This window comes from Arthrobacter sp. 10N44_2, assembly GCF_056394385.1.
The window spans coordinates 96,767-122,624 of the sequence record NZ_JBFTHT010000004.1 but is presented as its reverse complement, the minus strand read 5'-3'; the positions used below and the strand labels follow the sequence as shown (position 1 = coordinate 122,624).

24 protein-coding genes are annotated in these 25,858 nt (G+C 62.2%); 9 read left to right on the top strand and 15 right to left on the bottom strand.

Going from position 1 to position 25,858, the window contains the following annotated elements; genetic code table 11:
• Positions 1-21: 21 nt before the first annotated feature.
• Entirely contained in the window at positions 22-453 is a 432-nt protein-coding gene (locus tag AC1DBX_RS06570) for a hypothetical protein (protein ID WP_476931355.1), read from the top strand.
• Between the two features lie 42 nt (positions 454-495).
• Positions 496-1,245, top strand: a complete 750-nt coding sequence (locus tag AC1DBX_RS06565; RefSeq protein WP_476931354.1) for a hypothetical protein — start codon at positions 496-498, stop codon at positions 1,243-1,245.
• Positions 1,246-1,395: 150 nt separating this feature from the next.
• Here the strand turns inward: AC1DBX_RS06565 and AC1DBX_RS06560 are convergent, their stop codons facing one another.
• A complete protein-coding gene (locus AC1DBX_RS06560) occupies positions 1,396-1,635 on the bottom strand; it encodes a type II toxin-antitoxin system Phd/YefM family antitoxin (protein ID WP_476931353.1) in 240 nt (79 codons plus the stop codon).
• Between the two features lie 569 nt (positions 1,636-2,204).
• Between AC1DBX_RS06560 and AC1DBX_RS06555 the strand changes: the two genes are divergently transcribed.
• The 3 genes from AC1DBX_RS06555 to AC1DBX_RS06545 all read left to right on the top strand — a co-directional run bounded on the left by AC1DBX_RS06555 (position 2,205) and on the right by AC1DBX_RS06545 (position 3,895).
• Positions 2,205-2,399: a hypothetical protein gene (locus tag AC1DBX_RS06555; RefSeq protein WP_476931352.1), complete on the top strand. Its 195-nt coding sequence runs from the start codon at positions 2,205-2,207 to the stop codon at positions 2,397-2,399.
• 58 nt (positions 2,400-2,457) lie between these two features.
• Positions 2,458-3,210, top strand: a complete 753-nt coding sequence (locus AC1DBX_RS06550; protein WP_476931351.1) for a DUF5067 domain-containing protein — start codon at positions 2,458-2,460, stop codon at positions 3,208-3,210.
• A gap of 433 nt (positions 3,211-3,643) precedes the next feature.
• Entirely contained in the window at positions 3,644-3,895 is a 252-nt protein-coding gene (locus AC1DBX_RS06545) for a hypothetical protein (protein WP_476931350.1), read from the top strand.
• 191 nt (positions 3,896-4,086) lie between these two features.
• Here AC1DBX_RS06545 and AC1DBX_RS06540 read toward each other — a convergent pair whose 3' ends face one another.
• The 6 genes from AC1DBX_RS06540 to AC1DBX_RS06515 form a co-directional block, all read right to left on the bottom strand.
• Positions 4,087-4,770: a hypothetical protein gene (locus tag AC1DBX_RS06540; protein WP_476931349.1), complete on the bottom strand. Its 684-nt coding sequence runs from the start codon at positions 4,768-4,770 to the stop codon at positions 4,087-4,089.
• 950 nt (positions 4,771-5,720) lie between these two features.
• On the bottom strand, positions 5,721-6,455 hold the full coding sequence (locus tag AC1DBX_RS06535) for a hypothetical protein (protein ID WP_476931348.1): 735 nt from the start codon (positions 6,453-6,455) through the stop codon (positions 5,721-5,723).
• A 483-nt stretch (positions 6,456-6,938) separates the two neighbouring features.
• Complete coding sequence (locus AC1DBX_RS06530; protein ID WP_476931347.1) at positions 6,939-7,109, bottom strand: hypothetical protein; 171 nt, start codon at positions 7,107-7,109, stop codon at positions 6,939-6,941.
• A gap of 812 nt (positions 7,110-7,921) precedes the next feature.
• Entirely contained in the window at positions 7,922-9,235 is a 1,314-nt protein-coding gene (locus AC1DBX_RS06525) for an ABC transporter permease (RefSeq protein WP_476931346.1), read from the bottom strand.
• Positions 9,236-9,240: 5 nt separating this feature from the next.
• Positions 9,241-10,173, bottom strand: a complete 933-nt coding sequence (locus tag AC1DBX_RS06520; protein ID WP_476931345.1) for an ABC transporter ATP-binding protein — start codon at positions 10,171-10,173, stop codon at positions 9,241-9,243.
• A gap of 106 nt (positions 10,174-10,279) precedes the next feature.
• A complete protein-coding gene (locus AC1DBX_RS06515) occupies positions 10,280-11,002 on the bottom strand; it encodes an HNH endonuclease family protein (protein ID WP_476931344.1) in 723 nt (240 codons plus the stop codon).
• A 641-nt stretch (positions 11,003-11,643) separates the two neighbouring features.
• On the opposite strand from AC1DBX_RS06515, the gene AC1DBX_RS06510 reads away from it, so the two are divergent.
• Complete coding sequence (locus AC1DBX_RS06510; protein WP_476931343.1) at positions 11,644-11,961, top strand: hypothetical protein; 318 nt, start codon at positions 11,644-11,646, stop codon at positions 11,959-11,961.
• A 178-nt stretch (positions 11,962-12,139) separates the two neighbouring features.
• Positions 12,140-12,358 carry an excisionase family DNA-binding protein gene (locus AC1DBX_RS06505; RefSeq protein ID WP_476931342.1) on the top strand — a complete coding sequence of 73 codons (219 nt, stop codon included), beginning with the start codon at positions 12,140-12,142 and terminating at the stop codon, positions 12,356-12,358.
• A 677-nt stretch (positions 12,359-13,035) separates the two neighbouring features.
• Here the strand turns inward: AC1DBX_RS06505 and AC1DBX_RS06500 are convergent.
• From AC1DBX_RS06500 to AC1DBX_RS06485, 4 genes are all read right to left on the bottom strand, one after another.
• Complete coding sequence (locus AC1DBX_RS06500; protein WP_476931341.1) at positions 13,036-13,644, bottom strand: hypothetical protein; 609 nt, start codon at positions 13,642-13,644, stop codon at positions 13,036-13,038.
• Between the two features lie 104 nt (positions 13,645-13,748).
• Positions 13,749-14,702, bottom strand: a complete 954-nt coding sequence (locus AC1DBX_RS06495; RefSeq protein ID WP_476931340.1) for a GIY-YIG nuclease family protein — start codon at positions 14,700-14,702, stop codon at positions 13,749-13,751.
• Between the two features lie 196 nt (positions 14,703-14,898).
• Positions 14,899-15,111, bottom strand: coding sequence for a phosphotransferase (locus AC1DBX_RS06490; RefSeq protein WP_476931339.1), 213 nt, complete (start codon positions 15,109-15,111; stop codon positions 14,899-14,901).
• 140 nt (positions 15,112-15,251) lie between these two features.
• A complete protein-coding gene (locus tag AC1DBX_RS06485; RefSeq protein ID WP_476931338.1) occupies positions 15,252-15,794 on the bottom strand; it encodes a hypothetical protein in 543 nt (180 codons plus the stop codon).
• Between the two features lie 196 nt (positions 15,795-15,990).
• Between AC1DBX_RS06485 and istA the strand changes: the two genes are divergently transcribed.
• Positions 15,991-17,667 carry an IS21 family transposase gene (istA, locus tag AC1DBX_RS06480; protein ID WP_476872873.1) on the top strand — a complete coding sequence of 559 codons (1,677 nt, stop codon included), beginning with the start codon at positions 15,991-15,993 and terminating at the stop codon, positions 17,665-17,667.
• Complete coding sequence (istB, locus tag AC1DBX_RS06475; protein WP_476872872.1) at positions 17,664-18,482, top strand: IS21-like element helper ATPase IstB; 819 nt, start codon at positions 17,664-17,666, stop codon at positions 18,480-18,482. The genes istA and istB overlap by 4 nt, the downstream gene beginning before the upstream one ends.
• A gap of 701 nt (positions 18,483-19,183) precedes the next feature.
• Here istB and AC1DBX_RS06470 read toward each other — a convergent pair.
• The 4 genes from AC1DBX_RS06470 to brxL all read right to left on the bottom strand — a co-directional run bounded on the left by AC1DBX_RS06470 (position 19,184) and on the right by brxL (position 25,852).
• Complete coding sequence (locus AC1DBX_RS06470; protein ID WP_476931337.1) at positions 19,184-21,706, bottom strand: RHS repeat domain-containing protein; 2,523 nt, start codon at positions 21,704-21,706, stop codon at positions 19,184-19,186.
• Positions 21,707-21,712: 6 nt separating this feature from the next.
• Positions 21,713-22,444 carry a hypothetical protein gene (locus AC1DBX_RS06465; protein WP_476931336.1) on the bottom strand — a complete coding sequence of 244 codons (732 nt, stop codon included), beginning with the start codon at positions 22,442-22,444 and terminating at the stop codon, positions 21,713-21,715.
• Between the two features lie 536 nt (positions 22,445-22,980).
• Positions 22,981-23,718 (bottom strand): hypothetical protein, encoded by a 738-nt coding sequence (locus AC1DBX_RS06460; RefSeq protein WP_476931335.1) that lies wholly within the window; start codon positions 23,716-23,718, stop codon positions 22,981-22,983.
• Positions 23,705-25,852 (bottom strand): BREX system Lon protease-like protein BrxL, encoded by a 2,148-nt coding sequence (gene brxL, locus AC1DBX_RS06455; RefSeq protein ID WP_476931334.1) that lies wholly within the window; start codon positions 25,850-25,852, stop codon positions 23,705-23,707. The genes AC1DBX_RS06460 and brxL overlap by 14 nt, the downstream gene beginning before the upstream one ends.
• Positions 25,853-25,858 lie beyond the last annotated feature (6 nt).

Here is a 25,858-nt window from a genome sequence, read left to right as displayed (position 1 = left end):
CAGCCACCTGGGGCGGCAGACGTGGACGAAGTTGACCTGAGCGCCGAATCTGGATCTTGTTGCCTACGGGCCGAAGTGCTCGCCCGGAAAGTCGACCTGCTCTTGGACACCATCCCGGCTGAGAACCGAAAACCCTTCGACTATCCGGCAGTCCGCGACGCAGCCCAAGCGCACGGCTTCTTCGTCTCCCCGGAGCAGTGGGACCTGCTGACAGCGGGCAAGGAGCGAGCTCTCCCGGAGGAGTTCTTGCGGGCCTTGGCACGGGTGTTCGGCGTTAGCCCTGAATACCTGTTGGAGGAGGATGGCCCCGTCTCCCAGCGCGTCGAGGCGGAACTTATTCTGCTCCGCAGCATGCGCCGCGCAGGCGTGCGCAATTTTCGTGCCTGTCAGATCGGTCGGATTGATGCAGCGACACTTCGGGAGATAGCCCGAATTCTGGATGAACTTGACTGAGCTTCCCTTGAAGTGGCGTCTACGAAAGGGAACGGCAACGCTATGACTGCTGGCAAACCCCTGCGGGTTCTCGTAGCTGCACCCCAGGAGGCCCTGATGCCGGAAGGTCCGGGGTGGTGGACGCAGATTTCAGCGTTCACATCCGTCGCCCTCTCGGCGGCCATCATCGGGGCGGCCGTTCTCCATTTGCTGAAACTGCGACGTCAAAAGAGGGCTCTCCTTGGCACCGCCGGAACCCATACCGGCAGCCTGGGGCGGAGGCGTGAGGCGGACGACAGGGCCGAATGGATCCGGCGCACCCAGTGGGCCCTCGGGGCTGCTGCCTCCACCAACGACACGATGCACTTCTACGGCACCACCATCCTTGAGGCACTGGCCCGTAGCGATCTGACCGGCCCTGAGGACAAATCGATTCTCGATACCGTCTGGGCAACGTCATACACGAGGATGCACGACGACGAGATCCGGCAGCTCATAGCGGAATGCAGGGGTGCGCACGCGCGGGACAAACTCGCAGCCAACGGCCGAGACTTAGAGCAGGACGCGTCGGCAACCGGAGAAAACGAAGCAATGCAACGAAGTCTTGCGGGCAACGCCAAAAGAGCCGACCCGGCGAAGACGAACCAGGTCTTCGCCTTGCTGCACCGCGAAATCCTCGCAGCTCGACTGAAAGCCATCCTCGACAATCAGCTTGGCCGCGAGACGTCGCCGACGGTGAAGTTTCTGGCTGGGATGCAGCTGCCATCGATCGGCAGGCCGCACCAGAGTGGTGGATCACCAAGCAGATACTGAAGTCCCGACCACCTCGCGGATTAGACGAAGGTCATCCTGATTGAGGCCCCGGCGATGACAGGTGAATCCCCTCGGCGGCCTGAGCCGACGCTGGATCTGCAGGGAGTTGCATGCCGCTCAGTCCAAGCAACGGCGAGTCCGGTTACGGCACTAAGGCTTGTCATCGGCAGCTTTTTCCTTGCGGGCGGATCCGAGAGCGGACATGAGCCGATGAGAGTTGACAGGGGAGCGGAGCAGGTAGCTTGTCTCCACTAGCGAATCGTACTCGTCCTTGGAGATCAGCACGGCAGACCCGCTCTTTGACGTAATTTCAACCTCGGTATGGTCGAGGTTGACGCGCTTGATGAGACGGACAAGGTCGCGGCGAGCTGCGCGCGTTGATATCGCCATAACTGCCTCCTGGTTGTATGAGTCATGCTAGTACTCGGCCATCGTGTTTGGGGTCTTCGTTGCCACTACCAAGCGCTCGTCAGGAACGCCCGGACGCGGCTTGCATAACCACGGCGGTCTGCCTGGACTCGGGAAGTGACTGATCTTTTATGAACACTCTCGCCGGTCACTATGACCGTCCAACACGCCAGATGTAGTCAGAGGCGCGGACCTCTGGAGTGCCAGCTAATGGCTTGGGCCAGGCCGTCAGCAATCCGGTGTACGGATGACTCGATGTTCGAGGGGAGACCCGACAATCCTTCTCTATCTGGAGACGTCCACGGAGGGCGCCGCGTGATCGGCGGCGGGCTTCCGCACACCGCGTGTGCCGTGTGCGGTCACGTCCTGAACCAGTACACGGGCTCGTTCGGTGCGACCTGGGTCCACGCGCTGGAGGAGGACAAGGACCACCCCGCGGTGCCGGTGCCGTCGGAGACCATCCGGACGATCAGCCTCTGCGACTTCTGCCTGGCCCCGGACGCCAGCTGGGTCCTGCCGGTGGAGGACTACCGCATGCCCGGGGGGAGAACGTGGGGGACTGGCAGTGCTGCGCCGGCTGTGCCGCTTTCCTGGAGCGCGGTGACTGGGACGGGCTCACCCACCGGGCCCTGAGTGCAGTCCGCGCCCAAGGGGAGACCGACGGGGTCGAGCTGGCAGTCTTCGAGGCGATGTACAGCCAGCTGCGGAAGCACATCACGGGCCCTGTCCGGCTCACACAAGGCTGACCAGCCAGCAACCGCGAATCCGCCCACGCGCCGACCGACCAAAGGCGACCTCTAAGCCGTGACACAAGGGCTCGTCTCGTCCGCCATCCGGCGGGCGGGTCTTTTCCACGCCTGGGTGAGTATGCCCGGTACTTATTACGTGGGTTTCCTGAAAGCCGCCTTCTTATACGTGATACTGGGGTGTCAATATCTTGCTTGCGTTGGCAAGCGTGGGGGAAAGAAGTTTCAGATGAAGAAGTCTTTAGTGCTCATTGCGTGCGCGTCGGCGGCTCTCGTGCTCGGCGGGTGCGCCGGAACTACGACGGCTGGCAGTTCCGCGGGTAACAGCAACTCGTCGAGCCCCAAGGAGTCGACCGTCGCTTCGTCGGCGCCGACCGAGGAGACCGTCGCTTCCAATAGTGACGCATCCTTCAAAGATGGCGTGCTGACCACGTCGGACATAAAAATTGAGATTACTGACCACAAGATTATTCCGGTGGGCGCCAAGGGCAATGAATACGGAAAAAAGCCCGTCATCGCATTTTGGTACAAAACCACGAATGTGGCTGGCAAAGATGTGAGCCCGATGAATTTCCTGTTCAACATCACGGCGTATCAGGACAACAATCCCAATGCAGAAAACAAGCTTGATGTTGCGGGTCTCCCCGATAACAGTTTTCTGAGCAGCCAGACGGAGAAAATCAAGAAGGGCGGAACCGTTGCAAATGCGGTTGCCTATGAACTTGACGATGCAACAACACCTGTGGACCTCGTCGCATCGAACGATCTGGGCATGAGCGAAATCGGCAAGGTGACATACAACCTGAAGTAGGAAGAGCCGTCTCCAAGACCAGCGGCGGCAGGGGGTGTCCGGTCCTTCCCAATGGTCATGAGGGACCCCGGAGAGAATCTGAAAGGGAGACTGCCTGTTGGCAGTCTCCCTTTCCTGTGCCTTGATCTCTTTCGGTTGCCGGGGTGCGCACGTCCCGCCAACCAGCCGGCCGGGGTCTTCCTCGGGGCCGCTCTGTTCGGCGACCGCCGAGGAGCGGACTGCGATCCCCGCGGCCACGTAGACGCCGCGGGTCCATTGCACCGAAGAAGCCGGAAAGCGCGATGCTTTCCGGCTTCTTTTTTGCGTGCACCGAGACGCTTACAGTAGGCGCCGCTCGTGCGTCAAGGGATTTTCGGCCGAATCGGCGGCTTTTTCAGAAATCTCAGAGATTTTCCGACACGGCCCAAATCCACGCCATAATGTCACTAATGGCGTGGGAATGTGGAGTGCGGACCTCGCTTATAACCCGGCACCTGTCGGAAACGCGGCGAGACACGCCCACATTATTGCCGCATGGCAACTGGCGCAGACTTTGCGGCACACGCTGGCCGCGTACACCCGAAATCTGGGCGCGTACTGCACCTGGCTGGACCGGGTGGGCCCGGATCTGCTCACGGTGCGCCGGGTGCATGTGGACGGCTACCGGCACACCTTCACGGGGGTGTGCCGTCGACGGTGGCGGTGAAGCTCTCAGCGCTGTCGAGCTTCTACGGGTATGCCCTGGGCGAGGGAGCCTCGAACGGAGCCCGGTGGCCACCGTGGTCCGGCCCAATGTCGATGCCGACCACAGCCACGGTGTTGAATGCTGCGGGCTCCCAGCGGATCTTGGCCGACAACGGTGTGGGCGGAACGAGGGACGGTCGGCCCGCATCGGGGTCATCGCCGGAAGGATGCGCTGGAAGAGGGAATGACCGGCTCCCGCCGGTCCCTTTCTGCTGCCGGCGGCCGCCGGTCCGCGGCCCCAGTCGCTTCCGACTGGTGCGCAGCCCGCGACGCAAGGCGGCGATCCGAGAGCGCTGCCTTCTTGGCCTCCGAGGCCGCATCGCTTGCAACCTTCTGCTCCTTCTCAGCAAGTGCGCGTTTGGCGCGCTGAATGCGAACCAGCATCGGCACAGCCTGCGTCCCGATCAATTCACGGAACGTGGTCGTGGCGTGGTCAGGGTGGTCTCGATCGAGCTCTTTGGCCATTGCCCGTAGCTGGAGGACGTTGTCGGGCGTTTGGTTCCGCCTCCTTGGGTCTGTCCACGGGTCATCGGGGTCGAGGTGAACCGTGGGGAGTGGCCTGTCTTCCTCAATGATGTTCCGGACTTTCTTGAGCTTGTCCACCTCGACGGCGACCGACGCTCTCAGTTCCCTCATTTGCATCAGCGTTTGGCGAAAGTCCAGCGGAGTTCGGCACCCCCACATTGCGTTGTCGAACGTGTCAAATGCTTCCAGGAGATGCCGGGCAGCGTCTACTGTCTCCGCCAGTGTGTAGGCCTTGAGCCCGTCGGGGGTCGGATCGAAAGTATCCATCGGTTGCCGCTTGCGGGATTTGGGCTCAGGGCGGGATGCATCCATGGCCCCATTCTACGAAGCAATACCGCAGGGCCCCTTTAGCATCGGCATCTGCTCGCAGTAGTACTGCTCGACCAAGCGCCACACTGTTGCGGTGAGAGGTGTCTCTTTATCGCCATCGACGAGTTGACCGGTTCTGCTTTGTCCGGGATTGAGGGTGTCGGCCACCTCACGGGCACTACCTGACTACAGGGGGCGGATTTGTACCAACGGGCAGTACGACTCAACACGGTAGCCAGGATATTCAGGCCGTCCCTAGGCATTCGTCGTCAGTCAGAAAGGACCCGTTCCGTAGCGGGCGGGGCCCTGTGCCTTTCCACCACAACCCACTTCCTATGGGGACTCCGGCGTTACGGAAAGGTCCGGATTCTCTTTGGGTGAAAGTTCTTGTTCCGCGATCTTGGCTAGTTCGACCGCTCCGTTGAACAGGCAACTGCTATGTGCTTCTAGTTCATCTGCGGTTGGAGGCTTCATTCCACCCCAGGGACCATCGCCTCTGCCCTGATCGGCAAGGCGATTTACACATTTACTCATGTCTTCGCTGAGTACTGTGGCGCGGGAAGATCCGAACGCTTCGATTCGGGTAACTGCTTTAGTGAACTTATTTATATTCGTTGTGAGTTCGCGGTTGACAGGAAGAAGGTTTGTCCGCCGCCGAAGTCATCCGTTGGTCGAGGGCGGCTTGGGCAACTCCCAGACCCGGGCGAATTCTTCGGCAACCTGGGGCTGGCCCCAGACCAGGCGACGGCCATCCTCAACCGAGTCGATCCCATCGGCTAAGGACCCGAAGACGAATTCGTGTGTGATGACTCTGCCGGCCGCGTCTTTCCGCCCCAAAGGATCTGGGAACCGCAGCGCCACCTTCTCTCCGACGCGGTGGCAGACTAGCCGCATCCCGCATTTCGCCGGCCACCCACTGCTGGTCAGTGTGACCACCTTGGAGCGCCGAAGACTTACGGCAGAGTGTTGTCCCAATGGTCGCGCCAGTTTCCAAACAGTCCATCCGTCAGGCTGGTTGAAGCGCTCTTCCACCGTGAATCGCTCGTCGGCAACTTCGGGAGCCGGTCCCTCTCGAAAGCCCGTTCCTGCGCGTCCCGCCCCGAGGCAACGAGGGAAGTGGCTGCATTCCTGGACTCCGCGAGGGATTGATTGCTGGTTCGACCTTGGGAGGAGCGAATGATGGGCTCGGTGGACCGCAACATTCTCCTGTGGAGGCTCAGCAGATTCACGACGATTCCGACATACTTGAAGTTGTCCCGTCCAGGACGAAGCAGATCCAAGTCAAGTCGACTACGTTCCTGCCAGTACTGCCTGACCAATGCATTGCCCCCGGGAAACTCGTTGCCCGGCAGGTGCACAACCGCGTTACCCCACTCCATCAGGAGACCGAGCCGAGCCATTTCGCGGTCAGCCGGCGCAGATACCCGCCCATAGACATCAGCCATCTCTTTCCAAGTACTAAGCAATGCGTCAAGCAGACCATTTTCAGCCAGAGTTCGTCGCAGCGGTGAACTACTGAGTTCAACGATGTCCATGACCAACGAATTTGGCAGGGTGCGGCCCAGGGAATGATCAAGGCGCAGAAACATGTCCACTCGACCCGCTGTGATCCCGATGGACTTCACCCAGTCGAACGTCGCCTTGGACTTGCCGACGTCCTCCCAGTGACCCCTGAAGTAGGTGGTCATTGCCCATTTGATGAACGGTGCGTATGGATGTGATTTCACAGTTATTACCTCCTGAATCTGCAGTGCGTCAGTGACGTCGAGTGAAGAGAATGAAAAACGGTAAAGAAAAGGACCGTCCCGAGGACGGTCCTTCGAAATGTGCTCTCGTGTTGAAAAGGTGTGGTAGTTATGCGGGCAGGCCCCTTTCGGGACTTAAAGCGAAAGACCCCTGCGCCTGCAGAGGTCTATGATCTTGTGGTCCTCAGTATGGTCTTACGTCCGTGACGCATCCAAGTCATTCCTGCCTGTCTGGGCGGGAGCTGCTCTGGTCTACTTTCGGAATTCCGGGAGTTGGGACCACTCCTGACAAGACGAAATCCCGCAGCCGGGCGTGGGGCGTTATCTGGTGAGTTTGTCTGGAGCTGGCGGTGCTGGGGTGGGGGAGTCCGAGCTCCGACGCCCCTTTTTGGGTTCCGTGCTGGGATGGCTTCCCATGCGGGTGGTTCAAAGGACCGAACCCTGTTCGCGCAGGAACGTCTTGATCCGGACGGCGTCGAACGCGGACAGCTGCCCCCATTCCGCCACGGACCGGTCGAGGATCTTCGAGATAATGGCGAGCATGGGTCCCTCGCCGGAGACTCCGGTGGAGAGCAACAGTGTATGAATGATACTCATGTCCTCGTTGCTGCCAGCCCTGGCTTTCTCAGTCCGGCCGACACCGTCATCGAACTGCGAATACGAATCACACATCGTGGTCTCCTGTCCCTTAAACGACAAAAGGAGCCAGTCATGGCTCCTTGCGGGTTTCCCTGGGCGGTTAGCCCAAGTGCGTTAAATGAAAAAAGGACCCCTGAGGAATCCTTCTACTATTATTGTTACCACGCTTAGCTATCATTGTCAAGCGTTTCGGTGACAAAAGATGTTGCGATTTGGTTACAATCTGTTGATTGCCAAAGCGTGGGCCTCGGGGAGAAGTAGATGGCGGCGCGGCGCCCGAGTTCTCTCCTGAGGAGCCTCCTTCCCGTTGCTGCCGATTATAAGTCGCTATCCACTGTGAAGGAACTCGAAGCGCGGCCGAAGGTGGGGGAACTCGACCGTGAACTAACCACCACCGACAAGTCGAGGGCCTAACAGGCGTCCGGAACGTCGCCACCGGGGGCGGCGACAGCTGCGAGACGCCCGCAAGCTGAACTGATTGTGATGCTGCCGCAGGTCCCCGACCACTGGCCAGCTGTAGAGCGATAGCTCACGTAGGGTTCGGCCCATGCCAGTGCGCTTTGGCCTTAGCCCTGAGTGCAGACGACTTCTGACATTCGGTGCAGACGACTTCTGAAACTGACATGGTCAGAACTGGTTTTCGAAAAGAAAACCGGTCAAAACGTGAGCTGGAGGGCTTTGACGGGTGGATGGGCAACAGGTGCCGGCCCCAGTTAGCCGCAGGTGCCTTTAAGCACCCAGCGCGACAGCCGTGTGCCGGTGGGGCGGGTTCATTTACCGGTGAGGGGGTTGCGTTTGCGGAAGGTGCCGGCGATGGAGAGTTTGCTTGAGTATTGGATGGATCCGTAGCGGAAGAGGTGGACGGCGAGTCTGAGGATGAGGATTCCGATGATGAAGAGTTCGGCGATGACGATGGTTGCCTCGAGCGGACTGAGGGTGCCGAAGCCGTTGCGGAGCAGGGCTGTCACGGGGGCGGAGAGCGGAAAGTAGGTGAAGATCTGCACGATGGGTGCGTTCGGGTCGGAGATGATGAGGGTCATGGCGTAGAAGGGGACGAAGATCAGTGCCATCAGAGGCCCGAAGATCGTGCCGGCGTCTTTGGCGGTGGGCATGACCGCGCCGATCGCGACCAGGACACCGGTGAAGACGGTGAAGCCGCCCAGCAGCAGCAGTGCCCCGACAATCATGGTGCCGGGTTCGAAGGTCAGGGTCGAGAGGTCCAGGTCGGGCATGGCGAGTTTGTCGCGGAAGTAGGCGTATCCGACGGCGATGGGGGTGAGGAAGACCAGGATCTGGACCAGGCCGACCATGAACAGGGCGATGACCTTGCCGATGATCAGGGTGGTCGGGTTCAGGGTGGTGAGGATCATTTCGGTGACCCGGTTTTCTTTCTCTTCTAGGGTGCTGTTGAGCATCTGGTTGGAGAGCAGAATGATCGAGACGTAGAAGATCAGCAGGAACATCAGCGGCGGAACGGCGGAGCCGAAGCCGCCGGCGGGCTGGCCGTCCTTGAAGGTCTGGGATTCGGTCGTGACGTCGCCGCTGGCCGCGGTCATCAGTTGCGGGGAGCCGATCGTGGCCTGGGCCGAGGCGGTGAGGAGCTGTTTGGCGACGGCGTCGTATTTGCCGTTGTCGAAGATCCCCTGGTCCTGGCCGTAGATCTTGACCGGCTGGGTGGCGATGTCGGCGGGGTAGGCGAAGTAGGCGTCGGTTGCGCCGTCTTTGACGTCCTGCAGTGCTCTGTCCGGATCGCTGGCCTGGCGGCCGCCCATGGCGGTGGCGATCGCCGGGGTGATGAGTCCGGAGGCGTCGGTGTAGGTGAAGGAGATGGCGGCGGTCTTCTGGGCGTCGGCGCTGGCGGCGGTGGAGGAGTTGCTGAGGTAGATGAGCGCGAACACGATCGCCATCACTACCGGGATGGCCAGGGTTGCGATCCAGAAGCGGCGTTTTTTCACGGTGCGGGTGAATTCGAACCCGACGACGGTGCCGAGGTTGTGACCGGCGAAGGGGCGCTTCGGCGTGGGCGGCTGCGTGGGCGGCGCCGGTGCGGGGGAGGGGAGCTGGGTGGAGGTTTTCTGTGTCATGGTTCTTATGCCTCCGCCATGTCGTGGGTTTCGCCGTAGACCTTGATGAAGACCTCGTCCAGGGACGTCCTGGCGGTGGTGAAGGACCGGACGGCGACGCCGTGGCTGATGAGCTCGTGCAGGACGGCGGCTTCGTCCGCGCCCGGATGGGGGGAGAATTCGGCATGCCCGCCGCCGGCACTGACGATGTCATACAGTGCTGAAGGGGGCAATGCCCCGGTATAGGTGAGCCGGTAGACGGTCCCGCCGAATTGCTCCTGGACTTCCGCGACGGTGCCGTAGGCGCGGGAGGTGCCGTCCTTGAGCAGGATCACCCGGTCACAGAGCCGTTCAACTTCTTCCATCTGGTGGGTGACCATGATGACGGTCGCGCCGGCGCGTTTCTGGTCTTCGATGATGTCCATGAGCAGGCGCCGGTTGACCGGGTCGAAGCCCTTGGTCGGTTCGTCCAGGATCAGCAGTTCGGGGTCGTTCATGATGGTCACGCCGAGCTGGATTTTCTGCTGCTGCCCGCCGGAGAGCTTATCCAGCCGTGTCGTGGCCTTGTCGGCGAGGTCGACCCGTTCGAGGTAGTCCCGGGACCAGGTTTTTGCGTGGATTTTATCCAGGCCTTTGAGACGGCCGAAGTAGACCATCACATCCAGGACGGACTCCTTCTTGTACAGGCCGCGTTCCTCAGGCAGGTATCCCAGCCGGGCCCCGTCCTGGGGGGTGAAGGGTTTGCCCCCGATGTGCAGGGTCCCGGCGGTGGGCTGATAGATCCCCAGCAGCGCCCGGAGTGTCGTGGTCTTCCCGGACCCGTTGCTGCCGAGGAACCCGAAGGTTTCCCCGGCCCGGACATCGAAGGACAGGTCCTTGATGACCGTCGCGTCCCCGAAGTCCATCCGGAAGTCTTTGATGTGTACCAGCGGCTCCGCGGCCGCGCCCCCCAGTGTCATGGCACCACTGTAACCGGCCTGCCGCCGGTGACGGCGGCGGTTGTGCAACGGCCTGTTGCACAATCACGGATCATCGGCGGAGCCGCGGGGAAGGCCGTCTGGCGACTTAGGCGCGGGTAACGGTGAGTGTGATGTTGGGGCAGGAGTCTGCGTAGCGGATCAGTGCCGCTTTCTCGGTGCTGTCGACGCGCAGGCCCCAGCGGATCTTCACTGCCACCCACTGGCCGATGTACGCGCAGCGGTTCTGCGGCGGCATCCACGCCTCCGGGCCGCTGGCCTGCTTTGAGGAGTTGAGTGCGGACGTCTGGGCGCTGAGCGTGCGGGTGTCGCCGAGGTCGTTGTAGTAGGCCACGCGCCGAGCCTGGGACCAGTACCTGGCCCCGGATCCCCAGGCTTCATGGACCGGGACCGTGTGGTCGATCTGCACTGTCGACGCTGAGGTGTGGACGCGGTTATCCCACGAGGCCACCCAGCGTCCCGTGCCGGCCGTGCAGCCGCGGCTGGTAAAGGACACGGCGGCCTTGGACTCCTGGATGAGGACTTCCTGCCGCGTGTTCTGGCAATCCCCGTTGGTGTCCCGCCAGGTGCCGAAGTAGCGGTCCCGGTCGTAGCCGGTGTTGACCTCTGCCGCGACGACGAGTCCGCGTACGGCGGTGCGCAGCGGGGCCTTGTATACGGTTGCTGCTTCGGCCGGAACGGCCAGGCCTGTCAGCAGCAGGCCAGCCACGACCACCGATGCACTGAGCGCCCGCCGCAGCGTAGACAATCGCCTGGATTTCAGTGCCGGCAGGGCCGCGGCGCGGACGTGGCTGGAGCGATGGACCTTCATGGTTCCCCCATATTCAATGAAAGTGACGCCCTAGGACGGCGTGAAGCAATAGTCGCACACCCCACCGACAGTCGTGGCGCCTTCGCAGTCATAGGAAGCAATCGCCCGGAGTGTGAGAAGGACCGCCGATTATGGGACGTCGGGTTTTCTTTGCGGACCAGAGTCTGTGGGCGCTGCAATATTCGTCAGCACGCGGGTCGACCTGGATTACATGGTGCAGACGCTCAAATATCGGCCCACTCGGCATTCGCCCGAACGGGAAGCAGGTCAAGTGGTGATGACGGGGTTCCACCTGCACGCACGGTGGCACACTTCAAGCCAACGTCGTGAGTGATTGCAGACACGCTCAATGTCAGCGTGTCGACTCTCTCGCGAACCCTGGGGCCGGCCCTCGAATTGGGCTTAGTCATTTTCCCTTTGAGTGCCCAAGAATGGGCCTCCTTTAGACTTGAAATTGAGGTTGAGCGGTCGGCAGACTTCCTGCTCACCTGACCGGCGGTCAGGGTGGGCCTCTTGAGAGCCACCTCCCCTGGATGCCTTGAGGCGATCCCGGCACGCGCGCTGGCTATCACCGTGATTCCCGGCGGGGTCCGAAGTTGCCTGTAATCTTGCGAAGTCATTCGCACTAATCAAGGGGAGTTATGCAGTTCAAACCGTCCGCCGGGTTCTTTTCCGGCGGTGTCGTCCTGTCGATCATTGGCTCGGTCATTGGCTTGCTTGCCACCACGACGTTGATTTCTTCCAGCTCTAGCTATTACGGCCCCAGCAGCGGTGCCATTACCTTTACCTTCGTTGGGTGGGCAGCGGCACTCGTAGGCAACATCCTGGTATGCGTGGGCATCACCCGTGCCTTGACGAAAATCGATGCGTTGCCCATTCATATGGCCGTCGGGCCGCAGGCTGTCACCGTCCCGGCGCTGCCAGTGTCGCCGCCTGCGTCAGCACCCTCTGACGTCTAACACCGCGGGAAACCCCATCACATCTTGTTGGATGTGATGGGGTTTTTCTCTGCCGCCCGTCAGAACTTCGGGGTTAGGCGTTGGCCTTGGCTGCGGCCCCCGCTGCCCGGCGGAGGACTGCCGTCGTGGTTATGGTTGTCAGGTGAGTGAGACTGAGCGACCAAAGCGGCCGAGGTTCTTGACGATTGAGCAGGTAGCCGAAGAGCTATGCGTTGGCCTGCCAACAGTGCGGATGTTGTTGAAGACTGGCGAACTGCGAGGGATCCAGATTGGCGGCAAGGGGCTGTGGCGTGTAGCTGCCGCTGACCTTGAACAGTACATCGAGCAGGCATACCGGGTTACTGCTGAGCGGATCGTCGCCGGTGAAGGACCCGACGAAGATGCGGGGATCGCGTGAACGAGTGGAGCGTTGCATTGGTGTGACTCGCGGGAGCCCTCCTCGGGCCATCGTTGGATTGCTGGGACTAAGGTGGCAGCACTCAGCTGAGAGGCAACACGAAGTCAAGTAAAAAGTGTGCGGCGCTGATCTTTTTCGGAGAGCCAGTCCGACAAGAGCTGGAGAAGCCGAAGCCGTTCCGAAAAGGTGTTCCCGTCGGCGAGGTGAGCCAGTGGCCCGAGAGCCCTGTGGAGGATTGGCACCACGAGATGACAGTCACACTGAGGTTCCTTGAGCTAGCGACCCAGCAGGCAAGTCGTCAGGGTGATCTCAGCGCCGGCGTGTTCCATCAGGTGCTCGAACAATCTCGAGGGCTGCCGGGCATCCGCGATCAGATAGCTTCGCCCCGCGCAGGGATCCCGGAAGGTCATGCATCTGGGCAAACTACGGCTTCTGTGTCTAGGAGAACGAGCTTCGCGGGCGCAGTTCGCCATCGAAAAGCCATCGCCCGTAAGGCCGCGACGAGCTGCGCGCGGATATCGCCATGACTGCCTCCTAGTTGTAAGGGACATGCTAGTACTAGGCTTTCGGGTATGTTCACGGCAACTGCGGTCCGACCGCGCGCATAGTCCGCCGCTCATTACGAAGTCGATCAGCTCAGTAAGGCTATGGCCACCTTTGTGCTGGCCCGGGATACTTCAGGACTGTGAATTCGGGCCGCCGAGCCAGAAGAGTGCGACATCGACATCCCTCGCAGACCAAGTGTGGCCGTAGTGGGCCGCCGTCAACCGCAGGTCTTCAACCAGTTCCATGTAGCGTCCATACCTCCCGGGCGCAGGGGAGAGCGGGAGACCCAGAGTCTCCAGCCCGGTTTGGGCACGCTCGTCGTATACCGCCATTCGTTCGGGGGATGCGGCCAGCAGAAGTGCTGAAGCCAGTGCATCTCCCGCTTTGAAGCCAGGAAGCGGTGAAAGCGCCGCCCGGCCGGCAGAAGCCGCCTTAGGTACCGACAGTGACACATCGGTGACGGCAGACACGGCTTTCTCCGTAATCTCCCTGACTTCCTCTTCGGGCTTGACCATAAGTTCACGGACCCAGGGTGTATCCGCGCGGAGGCGCTTCCAGAAGAGCAACGCCCCGATATCGGCTTTGCCGATGCTGGCCGTCGCGCGGATTCGGTCCGCGACGTCGGCGAGGACCTCGTCGTATGCCCGCGATGTGCCTGACATGTAGGCGGCGTGGGAGTCCCGAAGTGTCTCCCAGGCGTGCAGGTCGAGGATTTGAGGTGTGTCGTTCGTTGCGTTCATGTCTTGAGGATGCCACCTTCGCAGCCATCTTCGCCGGAGGCAGCTTCCTTCCCTTGTGAAATCGATAGGTATCGCTGATGCAGTCGGCTTTCCCCGCGGCTCGATCAGTTTCTGTTGAGTCCGAACGTGCGTGTCATAAGCGCTGCTTTGTAGTGGGACTCGGCCAAGTTCACCTCGGAGGACGGTGTGCTGGGTCCGAAGACGCGGAGGAGGCTGAAAACGAAGTGCCGGGCATGGTCAGTCTTCATCCCTGTCCTTTCCCCAGCTGCGCTCTGATGGGCAAGCTCGCGGAGAGCTACGTTCCCGCCGTGACCGTCACGCGCGTAGGCTGTCCACCGGCCAAGTATGCGTTCGGCACCGTCGGCCTTGCCGACGTACTGCTTGCCGTTGGTGGAGTCTGTGATGAGGTAAATCCCTTGAACCTCTGACAGTGCAGCGCGCCAATCGGCGTAGCGGGGATCTTCCACCATGTCGCGTAGTTGGTGGTAGCTGAGCAGCACGCCATCAAACCCCGGGAACTGGACCTTGTCCCGGTCGGCAATCTCCAGCACAGGCATGCGCGCGGCGCTGGCGGAGGCGGCGCTTCGGTGCCAGCTGCGGGGAGTGTCCCATTCGACCACAAGCCGGTCGTTGAGCGGCGCGAGGAAGCCTGACGGGCGCAAGTCGAAGAAGCGGCTCGACTCGGTGCGATCTGCGGTCACTTCGCCGTGGTTCTCGAAGGTACCCCACAGGCGGGAGCGGCGCTGGCCGTCGGCGACGAGGATCACCCAGTATCGGGGAGGGTCAGAGGGGAAGCGACGGGGCGAGAGGTCCTGCTCTCTGGTGTAGGCGAGGACTCGCTCCTCGGTCAGGTCCTCCGGACCGCGCAGCGCCCCGGGGTCGCCCGGCTTGAAGGCGTGGCGGATGACGTGTACGTGTTCCGGCCGGACCGTTGGGTCATAGTCCGCGCCCATGCCAGTGAGCACATGACCGAGGGTGAGGGTTGCACGGGAAGCCGCTGTGGCCGAGACCGCCGTCTCGGCAGGCCCGCAGAGGGCAAAGGGTTGCAGATCAGACACGGGAACACCTTATGCCACCGGCTCGGGCGTTCTTGCGTCGAATTGACAGCCTACGTTCATCTCTGGAAAGGATCCCTGTGCGAAAGCCATCTGCTCTAGCTGTTGAGCGTCTAACGCCATATGCCGATGTGCTGTGAGACGGACTCGGTTGTTGCCTCCCAGCGCGACGCAGGATGTCGTCTGCGGTCGGAATCTATCAGCCAGGGCGCGAAAGCGGACGCCGCGTCGATAGGGTCGGCACCAGACCATCATCCGGCGGATGTCTGCGCTGCTGAGGCGAGGTCCCGGAACCGCGAGCTGGGGCGGATCCGTCCAAATCGATGAAAACCCGCCGTTCTTCCACCAGGAGGTTCCAGGGAGCAAGGTCGTTGTGGCAGATCAACTCGGGAGAAGTTGCAGGCAGCAGCACTTTCCAGCAGGCAACGTCGTCCGGGGTGCATCGCGGGCTATTTTCGTGGATGGCGCGGATGATGCCACCAACCCCCGCCGCAGTTCCTCGTCGGTCACTGCCCGCCCGCTCTCGCCCCGCCTGGTTGCTTAGTCTTCAGCTTATCTGGGCACCTTGGTTGGCTTAGCTTGTGACCGGGTTTGGCGCAATGCTCCGAGTGGGTTGCGCAGGAACTTTTGCGTAGTTTCCCGGCGTTCCTCTTTGCGTAGGAGTTCCGCGTATCCCTTGGATTGGGCCCCTCGGGAATAGTTGGCGAAAGCAATTCGGGCCTCATTCCAGGCAGTTTCCGCCTGCTCGAACTGGAGGTAGGTTGCCGAAGGCGGTTTGGTGGACCGCTTTTCAGCCAAGTATTCGACTGTTGAGTAAGCCATCTCCAGCCGCTGTAAAAGCTGGAACCCGTCTCGTTCTTTCAGGACCGTTCGCCAGAGATCGATGGGGTACCGGGTACGAGCGACATAGATATCCCGGTTGCGGGTTTCCGGGTTCCACGTCAGCAACTCTATTTCCTTCATAGCAACTTTCCATGCCTCCCACATTTCCGCACGGCGCTGGCGCTTGGCGCGGATGCGGTCAGGGATCCAGAAAATCAGCGTGGTCACGACGCCGAAGCAGAATCCGGTAAGAGCGTTGGGCCAATCGATCATCTAGCCAGTATGACAACGGGACCGGGCTCAACGCCGTAAGAGGAGGCGGTGACTATGACAGGTTGGGATGGCCCCGGCAGGACAGGTATTTCTGGCCCCACTTCGTGACTCGCCGGGCAGCTTGTGACGGTTATATGTGGCCCCGCCTTCAGCGTTGGATTCATCAGTGGATGGATGCGGCGGAAGGCTGGTCTGGATGGAGTCGAGAGTGGAGTTGTTCGCGCTGATTCGAAGGGACGCCCGGGTCGAGGGCCTCTCGGTCCGCGCGCTGGCCGCAAGGCACAAGGTTCACCGAAGGACGGTGCGGCAGGCTCTGGAATCAGCTGCGCCTCCGGAGCGCAAAACGAGGCAAGGGGTGGCGTGGCGGTTGGAGCCGTTCAAAGCGGCAATCGATGCCATGCTGACCGAGGACACCACCGCGCCGAGGAAGCAGCGCCATACCGCCCGCAGGATTCTGGCCCGGCTCATTGAGGAGCACGGAGCGGCCGATCTGTCGTATTCGACGGTGCGTGACTATGTGCGGGTCCGCCGGGCGCAGATAGATGTGGAGGCCGGCCGCAGGGTTGAAGTGTTCGTGCCCCAGGAGCACGCCCCGGGTGCGGAGGCGGAGGTGGATTTCGGCGAGGTCTGGGTGGTGCTGAACGGGGTGAAGACGAAGTGCCACATGTTCGTCTTCCGGCTGTCTTACTCGGGCAAGGCCATCCACCGGATCTATCCGACGCAGGCGCAGGAAGCTTTCCTGGAAGGCCACATCGAAGCGTTCAACGAGGTCGGCGGGGTGCCGGTCAGGCACATCCGCTATGACAATCTCACCAGCGCGGTCAGCGCGGTGGTGTTCGGGCAGGGCCGGCAGCGACAGGAGAACGACAGATGGCTGTTGTTCCGCTCGCACTACGGCTTCGACCCCTTCTACTGCCAGCCCGGCATCGCCGGGGCGCATGAGAAGGGCGGGGTCGAAGGGGAGGTTGGCTGGTTCCGCCGCAACCGGCTCTCACCCGTGCCCGTTGCGGAGTCTCTGGATGATCTCAACGACCGGATCCGGGCCTGGGAATCCCTGGACGAGGCCCGGCGGATCAATGACAGGATCCGCACCATTGGGCAGGACTTCACCCACGAACAGCCGTTCCTGGCTCCGCTGCCGGGAGAGACCTTCGACCCGGGGCTGGTGCTGACGCCGCGGGTGGACCGGTCCTCGATGATCACGGTGCGGATGGTGAAGTACTCCGTCCCGGCCCGGTTCATCGGCCGGAAGGTCCGGGTGTCGCTGCGGGCATCCGAGGTCGTGGTTTTCGACGGCCGCGCCGTGACCGCCAGACATCCCCGGATCGTTGCCAAGAGCGGGCAGTCAGTCCAGCTGGATCACTACCTCGAGGTCCTCAAGACCAAGCCCGGCGCGCTGCCCGGCTCCACAGCCCTGGCCCGGGCACGGGATTCCGGTGCGTTCACCAACGCCCACGAGGCATTCTGGGCCGCCTCCCGCCGAGTCAACGGCGACGCCGACGGCACCCGGGAACTCATCGACGTGCTGCTGCTCCACCGCTCCATGGACGCCCGCGACATCCAGGCAGGGATCACCGCGGCGCTGGGCGTGGGGGCGGTCAGCGCCGACGTGGTCGCCGTCGAAGCCCGGAGACACGCCTCAAGTATCCCCTCGGGCGGGTCTGGGCCGGACCGTCATCCCGGTGCTCACGACGACGTGAAAGTCCAACGGGTTGTCAGCCTGACCCAGCGCCGGCTCATGGACCCCGCCGCGGTGATCGCCGGGCTCCCGCCGGACACCCGGCCCCTGCCTTCGGTCACTGCCTATGACGAGCTGTTGGCCAAACGCGCCGAACACCCCGTCGGAACCGTCTCGAAGGAGAACATCTCATGAGCCCTGCCGCACCCTCCACGACGATCACGCCGACTCTGCGCCGGCGGCGCGGCCTCACCGAACAGGCCGCCGTCGCCGCCGTAGACCAGGCCTGCCGCCGACTGCGCCTGCCCACGATCCGGGCAGTCCTGGACGAAGCCCTGACCGTCGCCGGGAAGGAACAGCTCTCCTACCAGGGCTTCCTGGCCGAACTGCTGCTGGCCGAGTGCGATGACCGCGACCGGCGCTCCTCCATCCGCCGCGTCAAAGCCGCAAACTTTCCCCGGGACAAATGGCTCGGAGACTTCGACTTCGACGCCAACCCGAACATCAACCCCGCCACCATCCACACCCTCGCCACCGGCGACTGGATCCGCAAAGGATCACCCCTATGCCTCATCGGAGACTCCGGGACCGGGAAATCCCACCTGCTCATCGGCCTCGGCACCGCAGCGGCGGAGAAGGGCTACCGGGTCAAATACACACTCGCCACCAGGCTCGTGAACGAACTCGTCGAGGCCGCCGATGAGAAAGTCCTGGCCAAGACCGTCGCCCGCTACGGACGCGTGGACCTGCTGTGCATCGACGAGCTCGGTTACATGGAACTGGATCGCCGCGGCGCCGAACTCCTCTTCCAGGTCCTCACCGAACGGGAGGAAAAGAACTCCATCGCCATCGCCAGCAACGAATCATTCTCCGGCTGGACGAAGACCTTCACCGACCCCAGGTTGTGCGCCGCAATCGTGGACCGGCTCACCTTCAACGGCAGCATCATCGAAACCGGCACCGACTCCTACCGCCTCGCCCACACCCTCGCCCAACAAAGCGGAGGCTAGCCGCGGGGTCCTTGTTCAAGATGCCCCACCGGTCCGAAGTAACCCGGTTACTTCGGACCCCAGCGGGCTACCTGAACCAGCCGCGGGCCAAACCGGGATACTTCCAAAAAGACTCCGCGGCCTAAGACCCCGAGTCAACAAAAGCCGGGGCAGTCCCTAGTGACGACTAGGGGGCTGAAGTTGCCAGCCATGCTCTTTGCATTCTCGCTCCTGGTTGTCGATTATTGCGCTAACTCATGGCCGCTTGAATAAGCGGCACTCGGCTCTGGAGAGGAGACCCCGGACTGGAAATCAGTCCGGAGTCTCCTGGCTGCGTCATTCGGCCCAGGCAGTGCGTAGACGACCTTGTAGCTAGTGCGGTTGACCCGGTGGGAAGCTCGTCCCCACGCGATTAACGAGCACCACCGTTGGGCATGGTCGCGACAGACCATGCGGTCGCCGCCTATCCGCGCTGACGTGGAGGACGCCCAGACTTCGACTTCATCACGACGGGAAGAATGGCAAAGCCAGCCATTATTGGGCCTGCGACAAAGCCGAAAAGAAGCGCCTGCGGCCATCCGCCTATCAGGAACCCCACGATGCCCCAGATGACGACCCCAAGGATGCCAATGACAAGGATCCTCAAGGTTCTACGTCCTTCAAATAGAGTCAATGCTTGTTCACCTCCCAGACCCAGAGTAAATGCTTGTTCACATTCCAGATCACAGCTTTCCGAACACCCCGAAGATCGCGCCGCCCACGGCGCCGAGGGCGGTTTGGAGACCGGCGTCTTCATTGCTTGCTCCGTCAGAGCCAGCATTGGCGCCCGCGGCGATGGCTCCGCCCAACGCTCCAAACGCAGCTGCTCCGACCAGGCATCCGGCAACAGTAATAATGGTGATTGCACATACCGCTCCCGTTCCGGCAGTGGCGATCGCTCCGCCCACGAGGGCCCCAACTACGGTACCGAATAGATTTCGACCGGTTGGATCGCTGTTGTTGATGGGGTCGTTGGCTGCGAAGGCGTAGCGGTTCGCGTTCGCCGGGTTTAGCGGTGCGTCCAGGGTGTCCTGTTGGGTCCAGCGTCCGAGGGCAGGGTTGTACCAGCGCTGGCCGTATTTGACCCAGCCGGTGACGCGGTCCTGGATGCCGGCCTTGAACATGTATGGGTTCTGGGAGGTGCCGAGCCCGCCGGAGTTCGCTGTGATGGCCGGGACGCCGTAGGGGTCGTAGTCGTAGGCGAACGCGGTGTAGGCGCCGCTTGTGATGAGGGCGGCGGGGTTGCCGGTGCCGTCGTAGACGTAGAGGGATTGCATCCCGGAGCTGGTGCGCAGCATCAGGGCCTCCCCGGTGACCGGGTCGTGTTCGACGTACGCCGTCGCGTTGTCCTTCTTGTACTGCTCGATGACGGGTTGGCCCTGGGCGTCGGTGCGCCCGTAGGTGACTTTGTAGGTCCCGTTCGGGGTGGTCTGGGACAGCACTTCGTTCTGTGAAGTTCCGGCGTAGGTGTAGTTGTAGGTGGTGCCGGCCTTGGTGACCGAGGTCATCTGCTGGGCAGCGTTGTAGGCGTAGGTGCCGTCCGGGTCCTTGGTGAGGTTCCCGGTCCCGTCGTAGTTGTAGTTGGAGCTGGTGATCTGGTTGGCGGCGTTCACGGTGAGGTTCTGGCTGGGCATGGTGCCGCCGCTGGCGGTGAGCCGGTTGCCGCGGGCGTCGTAGGTGTAGAGGTAGGTCGCCGGCGACGGGCCCGTGATGACTGCCTTGGTGAGGCGTCCGGCCTTGTCGTAGGTGTAGGCGGTGACGGCACCGGTGAGGTTGTTCTTGACCCACTGGATTTTGGACCGGTCCGCTGTGGTGGTGGTCGGGCAGGTCGGTGCCGTGGAGCCGGCGGAGTAGCAGTAGGTGAGGTCAACGACGTCGGTGTTGTCGGCGTTGCCTTGCCCTTGCTCGGCGATGACGCGGGTGATCCGGCCAGTGCGGTCGTAGTCGGTGTGGGTGTGGGCCATCCAGGTGCTCCGGTCGGCGCTGGCCTGCAGCCAGGTGTCGGTGCGGCGGCCCCGGTCATCGGTCGCGACAGCGAGGGTCTTGGGGGCGCCGTTGTAGAGGTAAGTCATGGTGGTCATGACCCCGGAATCGTCAAAGGCGTAGGACGTGGTGCCACGGGTGTCGGTGGTGGAGACCAGGTTGGAAGCCTTGTCGTAAGCGTAGGAGATGGTCCCTCCGCCGGCGGTGTTGACCCGGGAGGTCAGCCGGCCCATCTGGTCATAGCCGTAGGTGGTGGTGCCGGAACCGTCGACCCGGGTGATGACCTGGCCGTTGGCGTTGTACGTGTAGGCCACGGCCGGGGTGCCGTCCGAGAAGGACGTGCCGGTCATCCGTCCGACGGCGTCGTAGGAGTAGGTGGTGGTGTTACCGCGGCCATCGGTGGCGGTGAGCGGGCGTGCCCAGGCATCGTAGGTAAAGGCCCTGGCCCCGAGCGAGGAGCCGGTGACCGGGGTCAGGTCCGTGAGCTCGTGGAGGTTGTTGTAGCCGTACAGGGTCTTGTTCGTGCCGTTCCCCGCCGCGAGGGCGGAGACAACCGTGCCGTCCAGGTTGGTGTTGTACCCCAGGGTGGCTGTGGCGGCCAGGGCGTCGGAGGAGGTCAGGGCGTTGCCGGCACCGTTGTAGGTGTAGAGCGACTTGTTCCCAGAGTCGTCCGTGCTCGAGGTGGCCAGGTACTTGGTGTTCGCGGCCGTGTTGGCGTACTCAGCCTGGCCGGCGGCTCCGCCTTGGGAGGCAGAAACGGTAATGGACTGACCGGTGTTCGCCCCGTAGGTGTTTGTCGTCGTCCCGGAGGTCGTTCCGGTGCCCTGGGTGGCGGTGAGCGTATCGAAGTCCCCGGTGTAGGTCTTTGCCTGTGCCCGGCCCATCGGATCCATCGCCGACGTGACCCGCCCGCCGGTGTTCAGCGTGTAGGTGGTGCGGGGTCCGGACGCGACCGGAACGGCGGGGTCGGTGTTCGGGCCCGCGACGAGGGTCTGGGTCGATGAGGGGTACGTGATCCGGGTGATCGCGTTACCCGGCGACCCCGCGGAGGTGTTGACCCGTTCGATCTGGGTGACCCTGCCCGAGGTGTCGTAGGTCAGCTTGGTCGCGCCGCCCGTGGGCGGGGTGATCGCGGAGATCCGTCCGCTGTCGTAGCCGAATTTGGTGACCTTGCCGGCCGGGTCAGTGAAAGAGATCCAGTTGCCGTAGCCGTCGTTGAACATTGAGGCCTACCTGGTCGCTGCCCCGCTGGTCAGGGAGATGGTCTCGAGGGTGCCGGAGTAGGAGTCGTAGGCGAGTTTGCCGCTCACGCCCTTGTTCCCGCTGATGTCGGTGATTTTCCCGGTGGCCGGGGTGAACGTCGTCGTGTTGCCGTTCCGGTCCGCGAGGGATTTCACCCGGCCGTCGGCGTTGAAGGTCACGACAGCTGCGTTGGTCCTGGAGGTCAGCGTGTAGGTGCCGTCCCCGTTCTTCACCAGGTCGGCCTTGGTGCCGGCCGGTGCCGTGAACGCGGTCGTGGATCCCGAGACCGGGCTGAACAGGGCCGAATAGCCGTCGCCGGCGGTGTAGAGCACGCCCGACGGGGTCGAGGACAGGGAGCCGGTCCCGCCGAGGTTCAGGGTCCACCGTTGCGCGGCGTCCCCTTGCGTTGTGTCGGTGGACTGGGAGTTGAACACCGCGCCGAGCGGAACGTCGCTGTTGACGCCCGGCAGGGTCAGCCCGGTGACCGAGAGCATCAGGTTGCCGGTGCCGACGTCCACGGAGCCGGAGACCTGGTCCGAAATCTGCAGCGGCAGCCGGGTCGCCCCGGGCCGGGCGCCGAGCTGACCGATGGTGGTCTGCTCCCCCGACGAGGCGCCGGGAATGACCATCGGGACCGGCACAACTGCCAGGCCCGGTCCTGCCGTTCCGGCCAGCAGGCCGATGCCCAGGCAGGAGGCGATGGCGCCCCGCAACAACAAAGCCGGCGGCCTATGGCCACCGGCAGATCGATTTGAACGTTGCGGCACAGGCCGCCTTCCCCCAACAAGCATTGTGCCTCCAGACCTGGAAGTGAGTGATGACGCTCACTTTAGGCATGGGTTTTGTCCAATGACTAGAGAAGTTGGCTTGTCATTTTTGTGACAAACCTGATTCCGGTCGAGAAGCCACGCTGGCGGACGGGAAAGAGCGCCGGGAACAGATCAGGGTACTGCCAGGTGACGCCTCCCAGGTGTCACCGGTCAAGACTCTCCAGCAGCACGAAACGTGCCGGGGTGGGGCCATTTTTAGCCGTCCTTCCGGGGCCAGAGATACTTGACACAAGCAAGGCGGCCCTGGGATAAAGCGATTGGACGCAGCTCCTGGGTTCGATCAAAGGATCTTTTGCCGAGACGCTTGGTGTAGATTACGGGACACGTGGTCGGAATGAGTGGTTTTATGCCGCGATTGACGGGCTCTTCGCATTTCAGGGGTGTAGTCGAGATCGGTGCAGCGACCGCCGAAGGCCCGTTGGGGCTTATGACGGCCGTCCGTCGACGGCCCGTAGCGTGTCGTGGTTCTTGACAAGCATGAACTCGACATCGACGGTGCCGCTGCTGTTCAGCTGCTCCACTGCACGCTTGGGTGTCGCCTCGTCGATCGAGGAAGCGGGGGCATCCAACGCCGGCTGGGTCGCGCTCTCCGCACCGTTACGAACTGCTACTTGGGCGAGCAACTGCCTCATATGAGCCGCGTACTGCTCCGCCTCAACAGCTGAAAGGAGAGCCGCCTGGTACTGCTCGGCGGTCACGCTGGGCATTTGCACCCCGAGAGTGCCGGATTCATCGTCGATATCCGAAGTCGCCTCCCCGGGCACCGCCTCTAGCCGGGCGCTGACGGATGGGCTCTCGTTGCGAACCTCGCCCCTTCGTTGCTCCGCCTTATTCTTGGCCCATTTCACCATTTTGGGGACGCCGAGCTTGGTGTCGACTGCAACGTCGACACCGTGCATGATGTGCGGCCTGAGCGCGTCCATGATGCCATTGACGACCTGGCCAGCGACCTGCTGGGCTATTGTCGGGCTGGGCAGCACAGCTGGGGTGTGCGCTTGAATAATCTCATCGATATTTGCCGGACGTGATTCGGTCGGTCCTAAAAGGTTCCCAGTGTCGTTTTCGCGGAGGAGGTCTCGGTCATAGCCGGGGGTTTCCCTGGAGCCAGAGCGGTGCGTCCCCTCGGGGCGTTTCTGCCAGCGCAGCTCTTCAGCGTGGCTCATGCGGTCTCTCTCGGATGTAGGTCACGCCGAAAGCGGTGACTTGGCGGAATTCCTGGCGACGTGCGCCGAGGTCGTATTGGCTGCCCGATCCCTTCTGGAAGATGTCCAAGCCGCGTCCGAGGAGGATCTTCCAGCCATCGTTGGTACGAATTGACCGGTCGTGGATGGATTCGTCCCACGCGACGCTGAAGCGTATGCCAGCGGCGGCAGAGCTTTCTTGAATGTCATTCAGCATGTAGAGCTGACGGGCTTCGGCGTCAAGCTTGTCTTCCTTGGTCACCAGCATGACAGCGATCTCGTCGGCCGGGTCTTTTTCAGCGGCCAGCAGTGCGAGGAGATCGACAAGGTTGCGTCCTTGGTGCGGAAGCCGAATGTAAGGGTCGATGATCGAAATTTCGGTCGCCCCGCGCAGGTAAGGGAGCAACAGCGCATCGTAGGAGACGCCGCGCTGATTTTCCTGGAACTCGCGGTGTCCCTGGAATAATTCTGCTTCAGGTGTTGGTGTGGCATAAGTCAAGGGGGACGAGGCGGTAGACCTAGTGCCCGGCGTAGTCAGCCCATCGTGCTCAGTTGGATTACTTGTAACTCGGTAGTAGGTGGGGTACTCGTCCTCTTCTAAGGTTGTGACGGATTGCCAGTTGCCTGCCTTGTCTGTGTAGCCGAACCTCACCTCGGCCATCGTGGAGTCCATCCGGAGGATCTGGTCCTTGACCCGCTTGCGGCCTTCGATGGCAAACCGAAGGATCTCCTCGATCTCGTCCTTCGTTGCCTCACCTTGGGGATACAGGATCTTCATGAGGCCCGAGAAGGTCTTGTGGATGCCGTCGCGGTCGCGGGTGGAGATGTCCGAGCCGAGCGTGAAGTGTTGTTGGTAGCGGTCCGAGTAATCGGCGTTCCGCATCGACTTGAGCACCTCCGCGATGTAGTCGACGACGAAGCCGTATCCGTCGGAGAACATCTCGCTACGAATTGTGTCGACTTCCCATCCAGGGATGTAGAAGTGCAGGCGGTCGAGATAGGCCGGGTCGTGGTAGCTGTCAGGCAGTTCGTCGAACAGGTCAGAATGTTTGAGCATGTAAGGCACGTTGTGGGAGGTGTTGCCCACGAACACCATCGATGCCTCGGCTCCCAGCGTCTCGACGCCACGGGAGAATGACTTGTTCGCCATGTAGTTCTTCATGATGTCGACGAGCGCCTTGTCGGTACGCTTCTTCTTGCCCGCGAACTCGTCAAATGCAACGACATCCCAGTAGCCGACGAGTCCGATGCGGCCGTTGGAGTTGTTGGCGAAGAGCTTGGGAACGGTGACCTCGCCCCCGGAGATCAACATGCCGTGCGGCGAGAATTCCGAGTAAATGTGCGACTTGCCGGTGCCCTTGGGACCGAGCTCCACGAGGTTGTAGTTGCGCTCGACGAACGGGATCAGGCGCACGAGCTGAATGAGCTTGCCACGGCGTCCGAACAGCTCGGGGTTGAAGCCAACGGACTGAATTAGCAGGCCGATCCACTCGTCGGTGCTGAACTCGCGGCGGGACGTGACGTAACCGTCGAAGTCGAAATTCGAGAGCTGGATCGGCTTGATTGAGCCGAGAATCCACGGAACGACGCGGGCGTTGTCGCTGTGCTGATATTCGATGTCGCAGATGCACCACACGCCACCGACCAGCAGTTTCGGATGAGCCTTGATCGTCGCCGGTGAGACCAAAACCTGCTTGATGCCGAGGTTTGCGAACTCGGCTTCGTAGGTGTCGTCCTTCTCATTGAGCTGAACCTGCACCTTGTCGATGACGCGGTAGCGGCCCTTCTCGCGGATGTTCGACTTGATCAGCTCGGCCTGGTTCCGATGGACGTAGTGGTCAGCAAGGATCTTGCGGACGCTCTCGATGCCGGACTGAATCGTTGCCTCGTCGTCGGAGGCGGCGTACTGGCCCAGGAGGTACTCCAAGACGAACGAGGGCACGATGGCGTTGCCCTTGACCGCCTTGACCAGGTCCTTTCGCACGACAGCGCCGCCGAACACCTCGTTGATCTTCTGGTCGAGGGCAGACTTCACCGGCGGAGCGGCCGGAGCAGATGTGTCGGCGCTCTCTGGAGAGTCGTCGTCTACCACAGCAAGGTAGGCCTGTTCGGCCATCGCAAT